The sequence below is a fragment of the Marinobacter sp. L-80 genome, assembly GCF_056859395.1.
This window is the reverse complement of the sequence record NZ_JBSXOI010000075.1, coordinates 209,167-223,001: the sequence shown is the minus strand read 5'-3', so window position 1 is coordinate 223,001 and position 13,835 is coordinate 209,167. Positions and strand designations below refer to the sequence as shown.

General features: G+C 59.1%; 13 protein-coding genes and 1 pseudogene. 10 read left to right on the top strand and 4 right to left on the bottom strand.

Annotation, left to right across the window (positions count from 1 at the left end):
• From ispE to AC13E3_RS18080, 3 genes are read right to left on the bottom strand one after another with little or no spacing between them, the layout of a single operon-like run.
• Positions 1-864: a 4-(cytidine 5'-diphospho)-2-C-methyl-D-erythritol kinase gene (gene ispE / locus AC13E3_RS18090; RefSeq protein WP_092030310.1), complete on the bottom strand. Its 864-nt coding sequence runs from the start codon at positions 862-864 to the stop codon at positions 1-3.
• On the bottom strand, positions 861-1,493 hold the full coding sequence (lolB, locus tag AC13E3_RS18085; RefSeq protein WP_273073323.1) for a lipoprotein insertase outer membrane protein LolB: 633 nt from the start codon (positions 1,491-1,493) through the stop codon (positions 861-863). Before lolB ends, ispE begins: the two co-directional genes overlap by 4 nt.
• Complete coding sequence (locus AC13E3_RS18080) at positions 1,490-3,238, bottom strand: tetratricopeptide repeat protein (protein WP_288367796.1); 1,749 nt, start codon at positions 3,236-3,238, stop codon at positions 1,490-1,492. The genes lolB and AC13E3_RS18080 overlap by 4 nt, the downstream gene beginning before the upstream one ends.
• A gap of 247 nt (positions 3,239-3,485) precedes the next feature.
• On the opposite strand from AC13E3_RS18080, the gene hemA reads away from it, so the two are divergent.
• The 4 genes from hemA to AC13E3_RS18060 are packed head-to-tail and all read left to right on the top strand — an operon-like array spanning position 3,486 to position 7,462.
• A complete protein-coding gene (gene hemA / locus AC13E3_RS18075; protein WP_286803871.1) occupies positions 3,486-4,775 on the top strand; it encodes a glutamyl-tRNA reductase in 1,290 nt (429 codons plus the stop codon).
• Entirely contained in the window at positions 4,772-5,860 is a 1,089-nt protein-coding gene (gene prfA / locus AC13E3_RS18070) for a peptide chain release factor 1 (protein ID WP_008176342.1), read from the top strand. The genes hemA and prfA overlap by 4 nt, the downstream gene beginning before the upstream one ends.
• Positions 5,850-6,701, top strand: coding sequence for a peptide chain release factor N(5)-glutamine methyltransferase (prmC, locus tag AC13E3_RS18065; RefSeq protein ID WP_482902320.1), 852 nt, complete (start codon positions 5,850-5,852; stop codon positions 6,699-6,701). Before prfA ends, prmC begins: the two co-directional genes overlap by 11 nt.
• A 14-nt stretch (positions 6,702-6,715) precedes the next feature.
• A complete protein-coding gene (locus AC13E3_RS18060) occupies positions 6,716-7,462 on the top strand; it encodes a HesA/MoeB/ThiF family protein (protein WP_482902319.1) in 747 nt (248 codons plus the stop codon).
• Positions 7,463-7,614: 152 nt separating this feature from the next.
• Here AC13E3_RS18060 and phrB read toward each other — a convergent pair whose 3' ends face one another.
• Positions 7,615-9,018 (bottom strand): deoxyribodipyrimidine photo-lyase, encoded by a 1,404-nt coding sequence (gene phrB / locus AC13E3_RS18055; RefSeq protein WP_405418744.1) that lies wholly within the window; start codon positions 9,016-9,018, stop codon positions 7,615-7,617.
• 165 nt (positions 9,019-9,183) lie between these two features.
• On the opposite strand from phrB, the gene AC13E3_RS18050 reads away from it, so the two are divergent.
• From AC13E3_RS18050 to AC13E3_RS18025, 6 genes and pseudogenes are all read left to right on the top strand, one after another.
• The gene (locus tag AC13E3_RS18050) at positions 9,184-9,993 is read left to right on the top strand and encodes a hypothetical protein (RefSeq protein WP_008176336.1); all 810 of its coding nucleotides are present in this window, start codon (positions 9,184-9,186) and stop codon (positions 9,991-9,993) included.
• Positions 9,994-10,044: 51 nt separating this feature from the next.
• A complete protein-coding gene (locus AC13E3_RS18045) occupies positions 10,045-10,905 on the top strand; it encodes a mechanosensitive ion channel family protein (RefSeq protein WP_008176333.1) in 861 nt (286 codons plus the stop codon).
• A complete protein-coding gene (locus AC13E3_RS18040; protein ID WP_008176331.1) occupies positions 10,886-11,383 on the top strand; it encodes an ATP-dependent zinc protease family protein in 498 nt (165 codons plus the stop codon). The genes AC13E3_RS18045 and AC13E3_RS18040 overlap by 20 nt, the downstream gene beginning before the upstream one ends.
• Positions 11,380-12,285 carry a 30S ribosomal protein S6--L-glutamate ligase gene (gene rimK / locus AC13E3_RS18035; protein ID WP_008176329.1) on the top strand — a complete coding sequence of 302 codons (906 nt, stop codon included), beginning with the start codon at positions 11,380-11,382 and terminating at the stop codon, positions 12,283-12,285. The genes AC13E3_RS18040 and rimK overlap by 4 nt, the downstream gene beginning before the upstream one ends.
• A 3-nt stretch (positions 12,286-12,288) precedes the next feature.
• Positions 12,289-13,353, top strand: coding sequence for a succinylglutamate desuccinylase/aspartoacylase family protein (locus AC13E3_RS18030; protein ID WP_008176327.1), 1,065 nt, complete (start codon positions 12,289-12,291; stop codon positions 13,351-13,353).
• A 14-nt stretch (positions 13,354-13,367) separates the two neighbouring features.
• Positions 13,368-13,793 (top strand): annotated as a pseudogene (locus AC13E3_RS18025) (secondary thiamine-phosphate synthase enzyme YjbQ).
• The last annotated feature ends 42 nt before the right edge of the window (positions 13,794-13,835 follow it).

The following is a 13,835-nucleotide window of genomic DNA, read 5'->3' as shown; positions in this document are numbered from 1 at the left end:
TCATTTCAGCTCTGTTAGCTTTTTGTGTAGAGGTGATTTGTTCACCCCTTTAGCTACGAACCCCGTGACGCCGGAGGGTTTGCTTTCCCAGATGATCCGGGCTGCGGATTCTGTCGGGAAACGTCCAAATATGCAAGCCCCGGTTCCGGTTAATCTTGCAGGTCCGAATTGTGAAAGCCATTCCAGGCTCTGGTTAACCTCAGGATACAGTTTTCGAACTACATCCTCACAGTCGTTTCGGTACCTCGAGGCGTCTCCCTCAAAAGCGGGCGCTATTTTGATTCTCGGGGTGTTCCTTGTCAACCCTTGCTCGGAAAAAATCTTGCCAGTGTTTATGTTGCAGCCGGGCTTGAGGACAACGAACCAGTCTTCCGGCGGATTTGTGTTGGTCAGTGTTTCACCAACTCCCTCGCCAAAGGCGGCATGGCCCCGGACAAATACCGGAACATCGGCGCCCAGGCCGAGGCCGATTCCGGCAAGCTCATCGGTGCTCAAGTCGAGCTGCCAGAGATGGTTCAGGCCCAGCAGAGTGGTTGCAGCATTGGAGCTGCCGCCGCCCAGGCCGCCGCCCATGGGCAGCCGTTTGGTGATGCCGATGGTGACCCCGGGCAAGTCGCCTTGAGCCCTCTCAAGGAGTGCTCTGGCCGCTCGAATGATGAGGTTGTCCTCGTCGTCGACACCGGGAACAGACTCCGCGAGCCTCACCCCCGGCTCGCCGGGTGTCAGGGTGAAGCTCAGTTCGTCGCCGTAGTCCAGAAACTGGAACAGTGTCTGAAGCTCGTGATAGCCATCATCCCTGCGCCCGACAATGTGCAGGAACAGGTTCAGCTTGGCCGGTGAGGGCAGTATCAGGTCAGGTGTCACTCGGGCTGCTCCTGCCAGTCGCTGACCACCAGGCGTACCCGCTTGTCGTCCTTGAGCGCGGTAATCCGGGCGGGCAGCGCAGGGTAAGCAGAGAGGAAGGCCTGCCAGCGGTCGTAGCGGATTTCCCAGCCGTTCTGGCGGATTATGGCCAGGGTGCCCTGATTATCAAACAGCAGGCGATAGTCGCTGGCGGGGGATGGCAGGCCCCGAATCCACCAGGTCAGATTCTCCAGTGGCAGCTGCCAGCCCGTGGCCGCCTCGACCAGCGCTTCCGGTTCGCCCGAGCGGTAAGTTTCGCCGTTCGGCAGGGTCAACTCGATAAACCCGGGAACCCCTTTGAGTGTTGTGCTGCCCATACCGAGGAACGATGAGGAGAGGGCAAGATCGTAGGCTTCGCCATCCTGAATCCAGTGATTGATGATGGCGCTTCCGCTGTCGGATGGCTGGCGTACGGCCAGCTTCCCGGACAGCTTCCAGTGGTCGAGTTTGTCGAGACTGACTGCGCGAGTGGTCCAGTCAGCCGGAGGCTGGTCTGTCATGCCCTCCGGCAATGGCTCGATCTGGATCGTAGTGCAGGCGCCGAGGGTGGCAAGCATTGTCAAGGCTGCCAGGGTTCGGACCAGATTCATTCCGGCTGACCGCTATTGGTCAATCGGTCAATGGTTTCCCTGAGCACCTCGTGGTCGCTGTCCTGCTCCAGACCCTCCTGCCAGATGATCCGGGCCTGTTCTTCGGCTCCGTTCATCCACAGCGCCTCACCATAGTGAGCGGCAACTTCCGGATCGGGGAAGGCGGCCCAGGCGCGGGAGAGGTAGTCGAGCGCCGGCTCGAGCTGGCCTTCGAGGAACAGGACCCAGCCCATGCTATCGAGGATGGCCGGATTGTCCGGGTCCAGCCGCAGTGCTTTCTCGATATAGCCGCGGGCTTCTCTCAGTCTGTCTGTTCGGGTGGTCAGGATGTAGCCCAGGGCATTCAGGGCAACGGCGTTTTCCGGTTCCTGTTCGAGAATGTGCTTCAGGTCGGCTTCGGCGTAGGCAGGCTGTCCGATGCCATCGTAGAGCATGGCCCGGGCGTACCGGATCTCGATATTGTCCGGATGTTCTTCCAGGGCTGCCGTGGCGGTGCTCAGGGCCTGCTGTTGTTGTTCCTGATCCAGCAGCAGGTTCACCTCCAGCAGCCAGAAGTTCTCTGCCTGGCGGGGATTGGCCTCGCGTAGCCTGCGGATGCGGTCAATGGCGTCCTCAAGCTGGCCATTCTCGGCCAGCAGAGAACTGGCGCGGGCCAGGGCCGGGAAGTAGTAATTGCCCTGTTCCACGCTCTGGTAATAGCCAATGGCCTGCTCGGTATTGCTTGCCTGGTCTTCAATGCGGCCCAGGTAGTAGTTGGCTTCGCTGGTATGGTGGCCCTGTTCGGCCAGTTGTGTCAGTTCTTGCCGGGCCAGGTCGGTCTGCCCGTTTTCAAGAGCGACCAGTGCATGAGAGAGTCGCAGGCCCGGCGTGTCCGGGTACCGCTTTACGAGGCGATTGAATTCATCCTGGGCAGCCTGTAATTCACCTTCATTTATAAGCATGCGGCCGTAAAGGGTGCCCATTTGTCGGTTGCCCGGAAAGCGGCGGGTGTTGGTCAGCAGGTAATCCAGGGCGCTGCTTTTCTGATCGGTCTGGTAGAGCAGATCGCCCTTGAGAATGATAGCCGGCTGGAAGTTTGCGTTTTCCTGCAGCAGTGGTTCGAGTCTGTCCAGGGCTTGCTGTGGCTGCCCGGTTACTTTCAACAGGAGCGCGATGCTGTATTCCAGTTCCGGGGTGTCGGGGTGGCGGTCCGACATCTCATTGTAAAGGGCGAGCAGTTCCTGCTGTTGCTCTGGCGGCAAATTGGCCGCCAGAGCGGCAAGGCTGTCGAAGTCAGCATCGCCGCCCTGATCCATGATCCGTTCCATGTGATGGATGGCAGTTTGGAGGTCGTTTCCCTTTACGGCCTGGATGGCAGAAATCCTGTGGGCCTGGAGATTATCCGGGTCGATGTCCAGCCACAGCTCGGCGAGCTGTTTCTGGGCGTTATCGCCGTTCAGGGATTGGGCGATTCGCATCGCCCGCTCGATCACCACCTGGTCTCGGGACTGTTTGGCAGCCTTCAGGTAGTTAACCAGGGTAATGTCGTAGCGTCCGCGCTGGGCTGCAATTTCGGCAGATAGAAGCAAATAGAGGGTTTCGGGCTCAAAATCGGCGTATTCAACCGGCGGTTGTGGTTCTGTCTTTTCCCCAGCGGCGACGGTTTCGCTCTTGGCAGGCGCTTCCTCTGTGCCGGTGAGGCTGGCACAGCCTGCCAGCGTGAGGCCAAGCAGGCAGGTAAACAGAAACGGTACGGATTTGTGCATGCAACTTCCCATGATCTGTCGAAAACGCATCTGAAATAACCACGCTCCAGCCCCGGAATTGAGGTAGATCGGGTCGCGGCCTCAGCCGAATCCCTATAATGGCATAAGCACCTGATCTTGCCCAACCTGTCCGCACTTGCCGAAGCTGCGGTGGTTTTGGGTGGCAGCTCAGGCCGCTGGCCGTTAAAATGTCCAGTAATTGCGCGTCTCTAAACCGCTCATCGGCAAAAGGTTGTACAACCACGAAATGGCACTGGTAACGCTGGGAATCAATCATCGCACGGCCCCCGTAGAGCTACGGGAGCGAGTGGCGTTTACGCCCGAGCGTATGGCGGAGGCGTTCGCCGAGCTGCGTGCGACGTCAGGCGCCACCGAGGCGGCGATACTGTCGACCTGTAACCGGACCGAGCTGTACCTGGCCGGCGATGATGACTGCGCCCCCATGGTGCTTCGCTGGATGGCCGGCTTCCATGGAATGGACGCCGCGGAACTGGAAGAAGCGCTGTACGTGCACCGCGATGGCGATGCCGTCAGGCACATGATGCGAGTGGCCGCCGGCCTGGACTCCATGGTGCTTGGCGAGCCACAGATCCTCGGGCAATTGAAGGATTCCTATTCCCTGGCCAGGGAACACGGCGCCAGCGGCTCGTTCCTGTCCCGATTGTTCGAACATACCTTCTCGGTCGCCAAGCGCGTGCGGACCCAGACTGCCATCGGTGAAAATCCCGTTTCTGTTGCCTACGCAGCGGTGAGCATGGCGCATCACATATTTGCCGACATGTCCCGCAACAAGGCCCTGTTGATCGGTGCCGGCAAAACCATCGAACTGGTAGCCCGGCACCTTGCGGATGCCGGCGTGAAAGACTTCCTGGTGGCCAACCGTACCCTTGAGCGGGCACAGGCACTGGCAGAATCCCGTGGTGGCAAGGGCATTGTGCTGTCCGAGATTCCGGAACATCTGGCCGATGTCGACATTATTATTTCTTCAACGGCAAGCCCATTGCCGATTCTTGGTAAAGGTGCCGTTGAGCGAGCCCTGAAGAAACGCAAACACCGCCCCTATTTCATGGTGGATATTGCCGTGCCCCGGGATATCGAGCCGGAGGTGGCCTCGCTGGATGACGTGTATCTCTACACGGTGGACGACCTGCGCCAGGTTATCGAAGAAAATATCCGCTCTCGTGAGGGTGCGGCCCGGGAGGCCGAGAATCTGGTGGCGTCCGGGGTTCAGGATTTTCTGAACCAGCTAAGGGCGCTGGATGCGGTGTCCACGCTCAAGCAGTTCCGTCAGCGTGCCGAACTGCTGCGCGATGCGGAGACTGAAAAAGCCCTGCGCGCCCTGCGCAATGGCACAGATCCTGAAACCGTGCTGCGCAGTATGGCACGCGGCCTCACCAACAAACTCCTGCACGAGCCCTCTGTGCAGGTTCGCAAGGCCACCACAGAAGGTCGCACCGAGGTGACAGAGTGGCTGCGTGAGTTGCACCAGCTGGATGCACTGGACGCGGACACGACGACAACCCCGGAAAAACTATGAAGCCATCGATCCAATCCCGCCTCGAGCAGCTTTCTGACCGCTTCGAGGAAGTCAGCGCATTGCTTAGTGATTCTTCCATTATCTCCCAGCAGGACAAGTTCCGGGACCTCTCCCGGGAGTTCGCCGAGATTGAGCCCATTGTTCATTGTTTCCAGGCCTGGCAGCACTCCCTGGATGACATCGAGGCTGCGCGCGAGCTGGCGAAAGATGGCGACGCCGATATGCGGGAAATGGCCGAGGAAGAGCTGCAACTTGCCGAGCAGAAGAGCGAGGAGCTCGATGAAGAGCTCCAGCGCCTGATGCTGCCGAAAGACCCGAACGACGGCAAGAACGTATTCCTGGAGATTCGCGCCGGCACCGGTGGTGACGAAGCTGCCATTTTTGCCGGCGACCTGTTCCGGATGTATCTGCGCTATGCCGAGCGCCGGCGCTGGCAGGTGGAGGTTCTGAGCGAGAGCGAGGGCGAGCATGGCGGCTTCAAGGAACTGATTGCGCGCGTGGCCGGTGACGGAGTGTATGGTGCCCTGAAATTCGAGTCTGGTGCCCACCGGGTGCAGCGTGTTCCGGAAACCGAATCCCAGGGCCGGATCCATACCTCCGCCTGCACCGTGGCGGTGATGCCCGAGGCCGATGAGGCCGAGGCCATCGAGCTCAACAAGGCGGATCTGCGGGTAGACACGTTTCGTGCGTCGGGTGCTGGCGGCCAGCACGTGAACAAGACCGATTCGGCGATCCGGATAACGCATTTGCCAACGGGCATCGTGGTGGAATGCCAGGAAGAGCGTTCCCAGCACAAGAACCGCGCCAAGGCGTTGAGCCTGCTGGCCTCTCGGCTTCAGAATGCCGAGACCGAGCGGCAGCAAAAGTCCATGGCCGAGACTCGCAAGAGCCTGGTGGGCAGTGGCGACCGGTCCGAGCGGATCCGCACGTACAACTTTCCCCAGGGGCGGGTGACGGATCATCGGATCAACCTCACCCTTTACAAGCTCGACGAAGTCATTGCCGGTGACCTGGACGCCGTCGTCGTGCCTCTGCAGCAGGAGCACCAGGCCGAGCTGCTCGCTTCTCTCGCCGATGACCAGTAAACCCTCACTGACCTGCGAAGCCCTTCTGAAGGAGGCATCCAGCCGAATTGAAAGTGATTCGCCGAGGCTGGATGCCGAGCTGCTGCTTAGCAACATTACGGGGCTTAGCCGAACCAGTTTCCGGGCCTGGCCGGAGCGGGAAGTGACCAATGCTCACGCTGAGGCCTTTGAGGCGCTTGTGCAGGAGCGCGTGGCCGGCAGGCCTGTGGCACATTTGTTGGGGCATCAGGAATTCTGGTCACTGCCGCTGAAAGTCAGTGCCTCCACCCTGATTCCAAGACCGGATACCGAATGCCTGGTGGAAGTTGCTCTTGCTTTGCCGCTACCACCGCAAGCCAGTGTGCTGGATCTGGGAACAGGGACGGGCGCCATTGCCTTGGCTCTCGCCAGTGAGCACGTGGGCTGGCGAATATCTGCCTGTGATGCCGAGCCCGAGGCAGTGGCACTGGCCCGTGAAAACGCCGTTGCCCTTGGCCTGAACCTTTCCGTGGTCCAGAGTTCCTGGTTTTTGGGGCTGGAGCCAGAGAGGTTTGATCTGATTGTCTCCAATCCACCCTATATCCCCGATAGCGACCGCCACCTTGAGGAAGGGGACGTTCGATTCGAACCTGCCTCGGCCCTGGTATCCGGGAGCGATGGCCTGGATGATCTGCGGCTGATTATCAGCCAGGCGTCGGACTGGCTGGTTGAAGGCGGCTGGCTTCTGGTTGAGCATGGTTTCGATCAGGCAGAGGCCGTGGCACAGTTGTTTCACACTCGCGGGTTTAAAGCCGTTGAGACCCGGCAGGATTATGGCAACCGGGATCGGATGACACTCGGACAATGGTCTTCGGGTGCCTAACAGTGGAGATGCAGATGCTCAGTGACGACGAATTATTGCGCTACAGCCGGCAGATCCTGATGCCCCGGTTCGATATTGCCGGCCAGGAAAAGCTGCAGTCGGCCAGGGTTCTTGTGATCGGTGCCGGCGGCCTGGGGTGTCCTGTCGCTTTGTATCTGGGCGCCGCAGGTGTCGGGACCCTGACCCTGGTGGATGACGATACTATCGAACTGGCTAACCTTCAGCGCCAGATCGGTTTTGAAACCTCGCTGCTGGGTGAATCCAAAGCGGAAAGCCTTGCCGATCGGATTCGTCGGATCAACCCGCTGGTGTCTGTTACCGCCCTGAATCAGCGCCTCGAAGGTGAGGCTCTGACGCGGACGGTCGCTGAGGCAACCCTGGTGGTGGATTGCACGGATAACTTCAACACCCGGTTTGCGCTGAATCGTGCCTGTGTGGCGTCGAAAGTTCCGCTGGTGTCCGGTGCGGCCATTCGGGGCGAGGGGCAGGTTTCGGTTTACGACAGCCGGCGGGAGGACAGCCCCTGCTACCACTGTCTGTATCCGGAGCAGGGCAATGAGGATCTGACCTGCTCCGAGGCGGGCGTGATTGCGCCTCTGGTCGGGATGATCGGGGCGACTCAGGCCATGGAGGCCATCAAGATGATTTCCGGGGTTGGCTCGCCTCTGGTGGGGAGATTGCTGATTCTGGATGCCTGGGAGATGCAGTGGCGGGAGATGAAGCTGGCTCGGGATCCTGATTGCCCGGTCTGTTCTGGCTGACTTTGGTGCCTGCGGAGTTGGCGATGGTCTGCCCAAAACACGCCGTGACTACGTCCCTGTAGGCTCCGCTCCGCCATCCATGGCTCCGCAGGGTTTTGGGCAGACCATCGCCAACCCCGCTTCCGGGTTTTGAGTCAGCCCTCCAGAGATTTTCAGTTCTTCAACTCTTGGAACTTCGCTATAGCTTCCTTTCTGCTTTCTTTAAGATCAACGATCTGCCTCGGATACCCCTTCGGAATAACACCACCTTTCGCACCCGGATCGTGAATCCGTTTGCTATCCAGTTTCGCTAGCTCCGGTACCCACTCCCGGATGAAATCCCCATCGGGATCGAATCGCTCGCTCTGGGTAACCGGGTTGAACACGCGGAAGTACGGGGCGGCGTCGGTGCCGGTGGAGGCGCTCCATTGCCAGCCGCCGTTGTTGGAGGCCAGGAAGCCGTCGATCAGTTTTGACATGAAGTAGGCTTCGCCCAGGCGCCAGTCGATGAACAGGTTTTTGGTGAGGTACATGGCGGTGATCATGCGTAGGCGGTTGTGCATCCAGCCGGTCCGATTGAGTTGGCGCATGGCGGCGTCGACGATGGGGACGCCGGTGTTGCCGGTTTTCCAGGCTTCGAACCTGTCGCCCGGGGTATTCCACTCAAGAGTTTCGGTTTCCGGTTTGAAGGCGCGGTGCATACTCACTCTGGGGAAGTGGTACAGGATGTTGATGTAGAAATCCCGCCAGGCGATTTCGGTGATCCAGGTTCCCAGGCCTTCCTGGTTGCCGCCGGCGCCCTGCGCCTGTCGGCCGGCTATCAGGCATTGCCGGCCAGAGAGAACACCGTTGGCGAGATAAGGGGATATCTGGCTGGTGCCATCGATGGCGGGGAAGTCACGCTTTTCCTTGTACGCACCGCCGCGTTTTTCGAGGAAGCGCTCGAGCTGGTCGTGGGCGGCATCTTCACCGGTTGCAACGAGGGGCTCGGGGGCGTCTCGAAAGGCTTCGGGTATGGAGTCAATCTGTTCCGGGCTTACGGCGTTACCCCTGGCTTTGGGCGTTGGGAAGAGACCCGGATGGGTTTCTTCTATCCAGCTGCGCCAGCGTCTCGAAAACGGTGTGAATACGGAGTAGGGGTCATTCTGTTGGGTGAGGATCTCGCCTACTGGTGCAACTGTCTGGTCGCGGTATTTGCGAACGGCAATGCCGAGTTGATCAAAGCGGTGTTTCAACGCCTTGTCGCGCTTGCGCTCGTTAACGCCGTACTCCTCGTTAAAGTGCAGCGCTGTCACCCCGTGCTCTTCGCAGTGGCTCTCGAGTTTGCCAAGGCTGTCGTCGAAGCGTTTTGCCTGAATAAAGGACAGCGGTATACCCAGCTTGGCCAGCTCTTCGGCCAGGGCGTTGGCGTGGGCGACGACGAATTGCACCCGGGCCGGCGACCAATCGTGTTCCTGCCATTGGTCCGGGGTGAGAATAAAACAGGCTCGCACCTCTTCGCTGCTTTCGCAGGCGGCTGTGAGGGCGGGGTTGTCGGCAACCCGGAGATCGTTTCGGAACCAGACCAGTTGTGTCATCCGTAATCCATAGTTGTCTGAGGGATTGATGTAAGTGTAATTACAGCCCGGTGTATCAATAAAATCACCAACTTGGATATTCGCCCGGGCTGGCTGATTGGATTATAGTTAGGATACTTTTACAGCAATTCAGCCGGCCGATCCTCAAGGAGTTCTGTGGCAGGAATGGAGAACAACAGCGAAGGTCGCCGTGACGGCGTTTGGGCCCAGCCTTATTCACTGGCTTCCGGCCAGACCCAGCATCATCAACTGGGTCATATTCGTTTGTGGGTGACTCTGTTGGACCAGGAATGGCAGATTCGTTCAGAAACGCTGGAACTGGATACGGATCCGGCCAGCTGGACAGAAACCATCGGCCACACTCTGCCTTCGGCGTCTGTGCCGCTGCAGCGTTTCATTCGGGAAAACCAGTCGTCGACCGTGACATTCCTGCCGGCACTCGCAAACATGCCTACCGTGATTCGTCCTTTCCAGCCCCTGACGATTCCCGCCGGCGGCCGTTGCACAATCTACGTGGGCACGCTGGTCTGGATGAAGGTCTGTGCCGGCGACAAGCAAACCGTGTTGACGGAAATTCCCCTGGCGTCGCCTTCGATGACCTGGGTGGGCAGAAATACCATGGAGGGCGAGCTTTGTTATACCTCTCATAGTTTTGCCCGTCTTGTGCTTGAGGCGGTGCCGAAACGCCCCTGGCGAGCCGTCACGCCGGTGACGCTGATCAACCGGCGGGATGAGCCCCTGCTGCTTGAGCGCTTCAGTCTGCCCACGCCGTTGCTGTCATTGCACCAGAACGATCGGGGCCAGCTCTGGACGCCGGGGGTAACCGTTGAAGTTGAGACCGACATGAATTCAGCGAGTCTGCATGTGGAACAGTCGTTGCTGGCCGCAGCGGGCACCTGCCGGCCGGTGGCGGATGCTCGTGAAAAAATGGCCCGCGGCCGGCTTGTCCGGGCGTTTGACCGGATGTTTGGCTGAAACGGATCTGATGGAGTCGACGCTTTGCTGGAAACAATGCAAACAGGCGTAATGCAGTTTTTTACCGATATTGCCTGGGGGCAGTGGATCAGTTCCGCCTTTCTTGTTGTGTTGGGGCTGTTCCTCGGGTCTCTGGCGGCCCGCAGTGTCGGCCGTTTCATGGCGCAGCGCACCTCCCGCCATCATACCGTCATGGTTCGGCGGCTGGTGTTTTACGTCATCGTGGTGCTGTTTTTTGTGGCGGCCCTGCGGGAGGCCGGGTTCTCTCTGGATGTGGTGCTCGGCGCTGCCGGTATCCTCACCGTTGCCATTGGTTTTGCTTCTCAGACCTCGGCGTCGAACATGATCAGCGGCCTGTTTCTGCTGGTGGAAAAACCCTTTGAAATCGGTGACTTCATTGAGGTAGACGCGACCATCGGGGAAGTCGTCGGCATTGATATGCTGAGCGTGAAGTTACGCACGCCGGACAACCTGTACGTGCGGATTCCCAACGAAACCCTGATCAAGACAAGGGTGGTCAACCGTTCCCGGTTTCCGATACGCCGGCTCGACCTGACGGTGGGGATTGCCTACGCTGAAGATGTAGAGCGGGTGGAAAGTCTGCTTCTGAATCTGGCAGAAAAGAATCCGGTCTGTCTCGAAGAACCCAAGCCCTTCACTTTGGTGACAGCGTTTGGCCCATCCTCGGTCGATCTGCAGTTCTCTTACTGGGTGCCGAAGGAAAAGGTGCTTGAAGGGAGAAGCGGCATGATGGTCGCGATCAAGAAAACCCTGGATCGGGAAGGCATTGAAATTCCGTTCCCCCACACCAGCGTTTATGCGGGTAGCCATTCAGAGCCGTTCCGTGTTCAGCTGTTGGGGCCGGAAAAAATCACTGAAAAGGATCTCCCGGATGTCGACAAAGACAGCTGAAGTTATCAAAACCATCCCACCGACCCCCGCCGAGAGTAAGATGAGTCTTGGCTGGCGGGAATGGGTGGCGCTGCCGGACCTGGATATCAGCCGTATCAAGGCGAAAATCGATACCGGAGCCAGAACTTCCTGTCTCCACACGTTCCGCACTGAACCCTACACGGAAAACGGTGAACGGCGCGTGCGCTTCTGGGTTCATCCGGTACAGAACGATCTTCACCAGGTGGTGGAGTGTGACGCCAGGGTGCTGGATGAGCGGAACGTGTCTGATTCCGGCGGCCACAAGGAAATGCGCCTGGTCATCGAGACCACGCTGCTGATTGGCGGCCAGAAATGGCCCATTGAAATGACATTGACCAACCGAGATTCCATGCGGTTCCGGATGTTGCTTGGCCGTACCGCTATGTCAGGGCGCTCAGTGATCTATCCCGAAGCTTCCTATCTTGCCGGCGAGCCGGCCTTAAGGACTGAAAAATGAAAATAGCGGTACTGTCACGAAACCGTCACCTCTACTCGACCCGCCGTCTGGTGGAAGAGGGCATTAATCGTGGCCACGAAGTGAAGGTGATTGACTGCCTTCACTGTTCGATGAATATCACCTCGGCCAATCCACAGATCCACTACCACGAGGAGGTCCTTGAGGATTTCGATGTGGTGATTCCGCGGATCGGTGCATCGGTGACGTTTTACGGAACGGCAGTATTGCGCCAGTTCGAGATGATGGGCGTGTTTCCGGTGAATGAATCAGTGGCTATCAGCCGTTCCCGGGATAAGCTCCGCTCGCTGCAACTGCTGGCCCGTAAGGGTGTGGGAATGCCGATTACCGGTTTCGCGAACAAGCCGGACAACGTTCCGGAGTTGCTTCAGATGGTGGGCGGGGCGCCGGTGGTGATCAAGCTGCTGCAGGGTACCCAGGGCATCGGCGTGGTGCTGGCAGAAACCCGCAAGGCCGCGGAGAGTGTTATTGAAGCCTTCATGGGCCTGAAAGCGGATATTCTCGTGCAGGAATTCATCAAGGAAGCCGGCGGTGCCGATATCCGTTGCTTTGTGATCGGCGACAAGGTGATCGCGGCCATGAAGCGTCAGGGTGCCGAAGGCGAATTCCGTTCGAACCTGCACCGGGGCGGCACTGCCTCCCTCATACGCATCACCCCCCAAGAGCGCAGCACGGCCATCAAGGCCGCCAAAGCCATGGGTCTGAACGTTGCCGGTGTTGACCTGCTCCGCTCCAGCAGGGGGCCTCTGGTAATGGAGGTGAATTCGTCGCCTGGCCTTGAGGGCATCGAGAACGCCACCGGCAAGAACGTTGCCGGCATGATCATTAACTGGACCGAAAAGAATCAGAAGCCCTGGAAGACCCGGACCAAGGGGAGAGGCTAAAGCATGGCTCGTGCCCCCTATGAAATTGCCGGGACCCAGGTAAAGGCCGGAACCCGGCAAACCGTGGAAGTTCCGGTCGCCAAGCTGTACACCCATACGCCGCTGCACATTCCCGTTGAGGTTGTGCACGGCCGGCGAAGTGGCCCGGTATTGATGGTGTGTGGTGCCATTCACGGTGACGAGATCAACGGTGTTGAGATCGTTCGTCGGGTGCTCACCAATTCGGCGTTGAGGCACCTTCGGGGCACGTTGGTTGCGGTGCCTATCGTGAACATTTTCGGGTTCGTGCAGCGCACCCGATACCTGCCTGACCGGCGGGATCTGAACCGCTGTTTTCCCGGCAGTGAAAGTGGCTCCCTGGGCGGGCGTATTGCCTACCTGCTGCGCACCCAGATTATGGAGCGGGTGACCCACATTATTGATTTGCACACGGGTGCAGTTCATCGATTCAATCTGCCGCAAATTCGTGCCGAGCTGAAAAATCCGGAAACCGTGCGCATGGCCGAGGCCTTTGGTGCCCCGATCATAATCAATTCGGGGCTCCGAGAGGGAAGCCTCCGGGCCTACGCTGATTCACAGGACATTCCGGTAATCACCTTCGAAGGCGGAGAAGCTCTGCGATTTGATGACGTGGTGATCGGGAGCGGTGTGAAAGGGGTTATTCGGGTGATGCGTGAACTCGAAATGATCCCGGCGAAGAAGGGGCCCAAGGCACCGAGAAAGCGGTCTGAAACCGCGGCCAATTCCCAATGGGTGCGGGCGGATATCGATGGGATCATGAGGCCTGTCGCCCGGCTGGGCCAGAAGGTTCGCAAAGGCCAGAGGCTGGCCATGGTGGCGGATCCCTTCGGCGAATCGGAAACCGCGGTGGTGTCACCCTGCTCAGGTATCGTAATCTGCGTGAATAACCTGCCACTGGTAAACGAGGGCGAGGCAATTTACCACGTCGCCCGATTTGACGAGCTCAGCGAGGCGGAAAAAGCGATGGATTATTTCCGCAGCAGCTACGAGGGCGATGTCGGCGACGATGTGGTTCCCGTGCACCCCTGGGATGACCGGCAGAAATAACCGAGAGGGCTGTCATGATCTGGGATCAGTCGTTTATCGAGTTGGCGCCGCTGCCGCGGGGTTTTCATCTGGTCACCAATGAAATCCTTGCCCAGGCGCCGGACCTGACCAACTGAGAAGTCGGCTTGCTGCACCTGTTCATCCAGCATACCTCCGCTTCGCTGGCGGTGAACGAGAACGCCGATCCGGATGTGCGGGGCGACCTGGAACGCCATTTCAACGTCATGGTGCCGGAGAATGCGCCGCACTATGAGCACGTTATGGAAGGGCCCGACGACATGCCGGCTCATATCAAAAGCATCCTGGTCGGCCCCTCGCTGACCCTCCCGGTCAGCCATGGTCGCCTGGCACTTGGAACCTGGCAGGGACTTTATCTCTGTGAGCATCGGGATCGAGCCGGTAGTCGTCGTATTGTGGCGACTCTTCAGGGTCGCTGGTAGCCAGAACCCGAAACGCCCTACGTGTCGGGATTCACCCATCTG

Excerpts from the sequence above, each read along its gene's own strand:
- hemA (WP_286803871.1), top strand. The coding sequence starts at position 3,486 with ATGGCACTGGTAACGCTGGGAATCAATCATCGCACGGCCCCCGTAGAG.
- AC13E3_RS18040 (WP_008176331.1), top strand. The coding sequence starts at position 10,886 with ATGTCGACAAAGACAGCTGAAGTTATCAAAACCATCCCACCGACCCCC.
- prmC (WP_482902320.1), top strand. The coding sequence starts at position 5,850 with ATGACCAGTAAACCCTCACTGACCTGCGAAGCCCTTCTGAAGGAGGCA.
- AC13E3_RS18060 (WP_482902319.1), top strand. The coding sequence starts at position 6,716 with ATGCTCAGTGACGACGAATTATTGCGCTACAGCCGGCAGATCCTGATG.
- prfA (WP_008176342.1), top strand. The coding sequence starts at position 4,772 with ATGAAGCCATCGATCCAATCCCGCCTCGAGCAGCTTTCTGACCGCTTC.
- phrB (WP_405418744.1), bottom strand. The coding sequence starts at position 9,018 with ATGACACAACTGGTCTGGTTCCGAAACGATCTCCGGGTTGCCGACAAC.
- AC13E3_RS18050 (WP_008176336.1), top strand. The coding sequence starts at position 9,184 with ATGGAGAACAACAGCGAAGGTCGCCGTGACGGCGTTTGGGCCCAGCCT.
- rimK (WP_008176329.1), top strand. The coding sequence starts at position 11,380 with ATGAAAATAGCGGTACTGTCACGAAACCGTCACCTCTACTCGACCCGC.
- AC13E3_RS18030 (WP_008176327.1), top strand. The coding sequence starts at position 12,289 with ATGGCTCGTGCCCCCTATGAAATTGCCGGGACCCAGGTAAAGGCCGGA.
- AC13E3_RS18045 (WP_008176333.1), top strand. The coding sequence starts at position 10,045 with ATGCAGTTTTTTACCGATATTGCCTGGGGGCAGTGGATCAGTTCCGCC.
- AC13E3_RS18080 (WP_288367796.1), bottom strand. The coding sequence starts at position 3,238 with ATGCACAAATCCGTACCGTTTCTGTTTACCTGCCTGCTTGGCCTCACG.
- lolB (WP_273073323.1), bottom strand. The coding sequence starts at position 1,493 with ATGAATCTGGTCCGAACCCTGGCAGCCTTGACAATGCTTGCCACCCTC.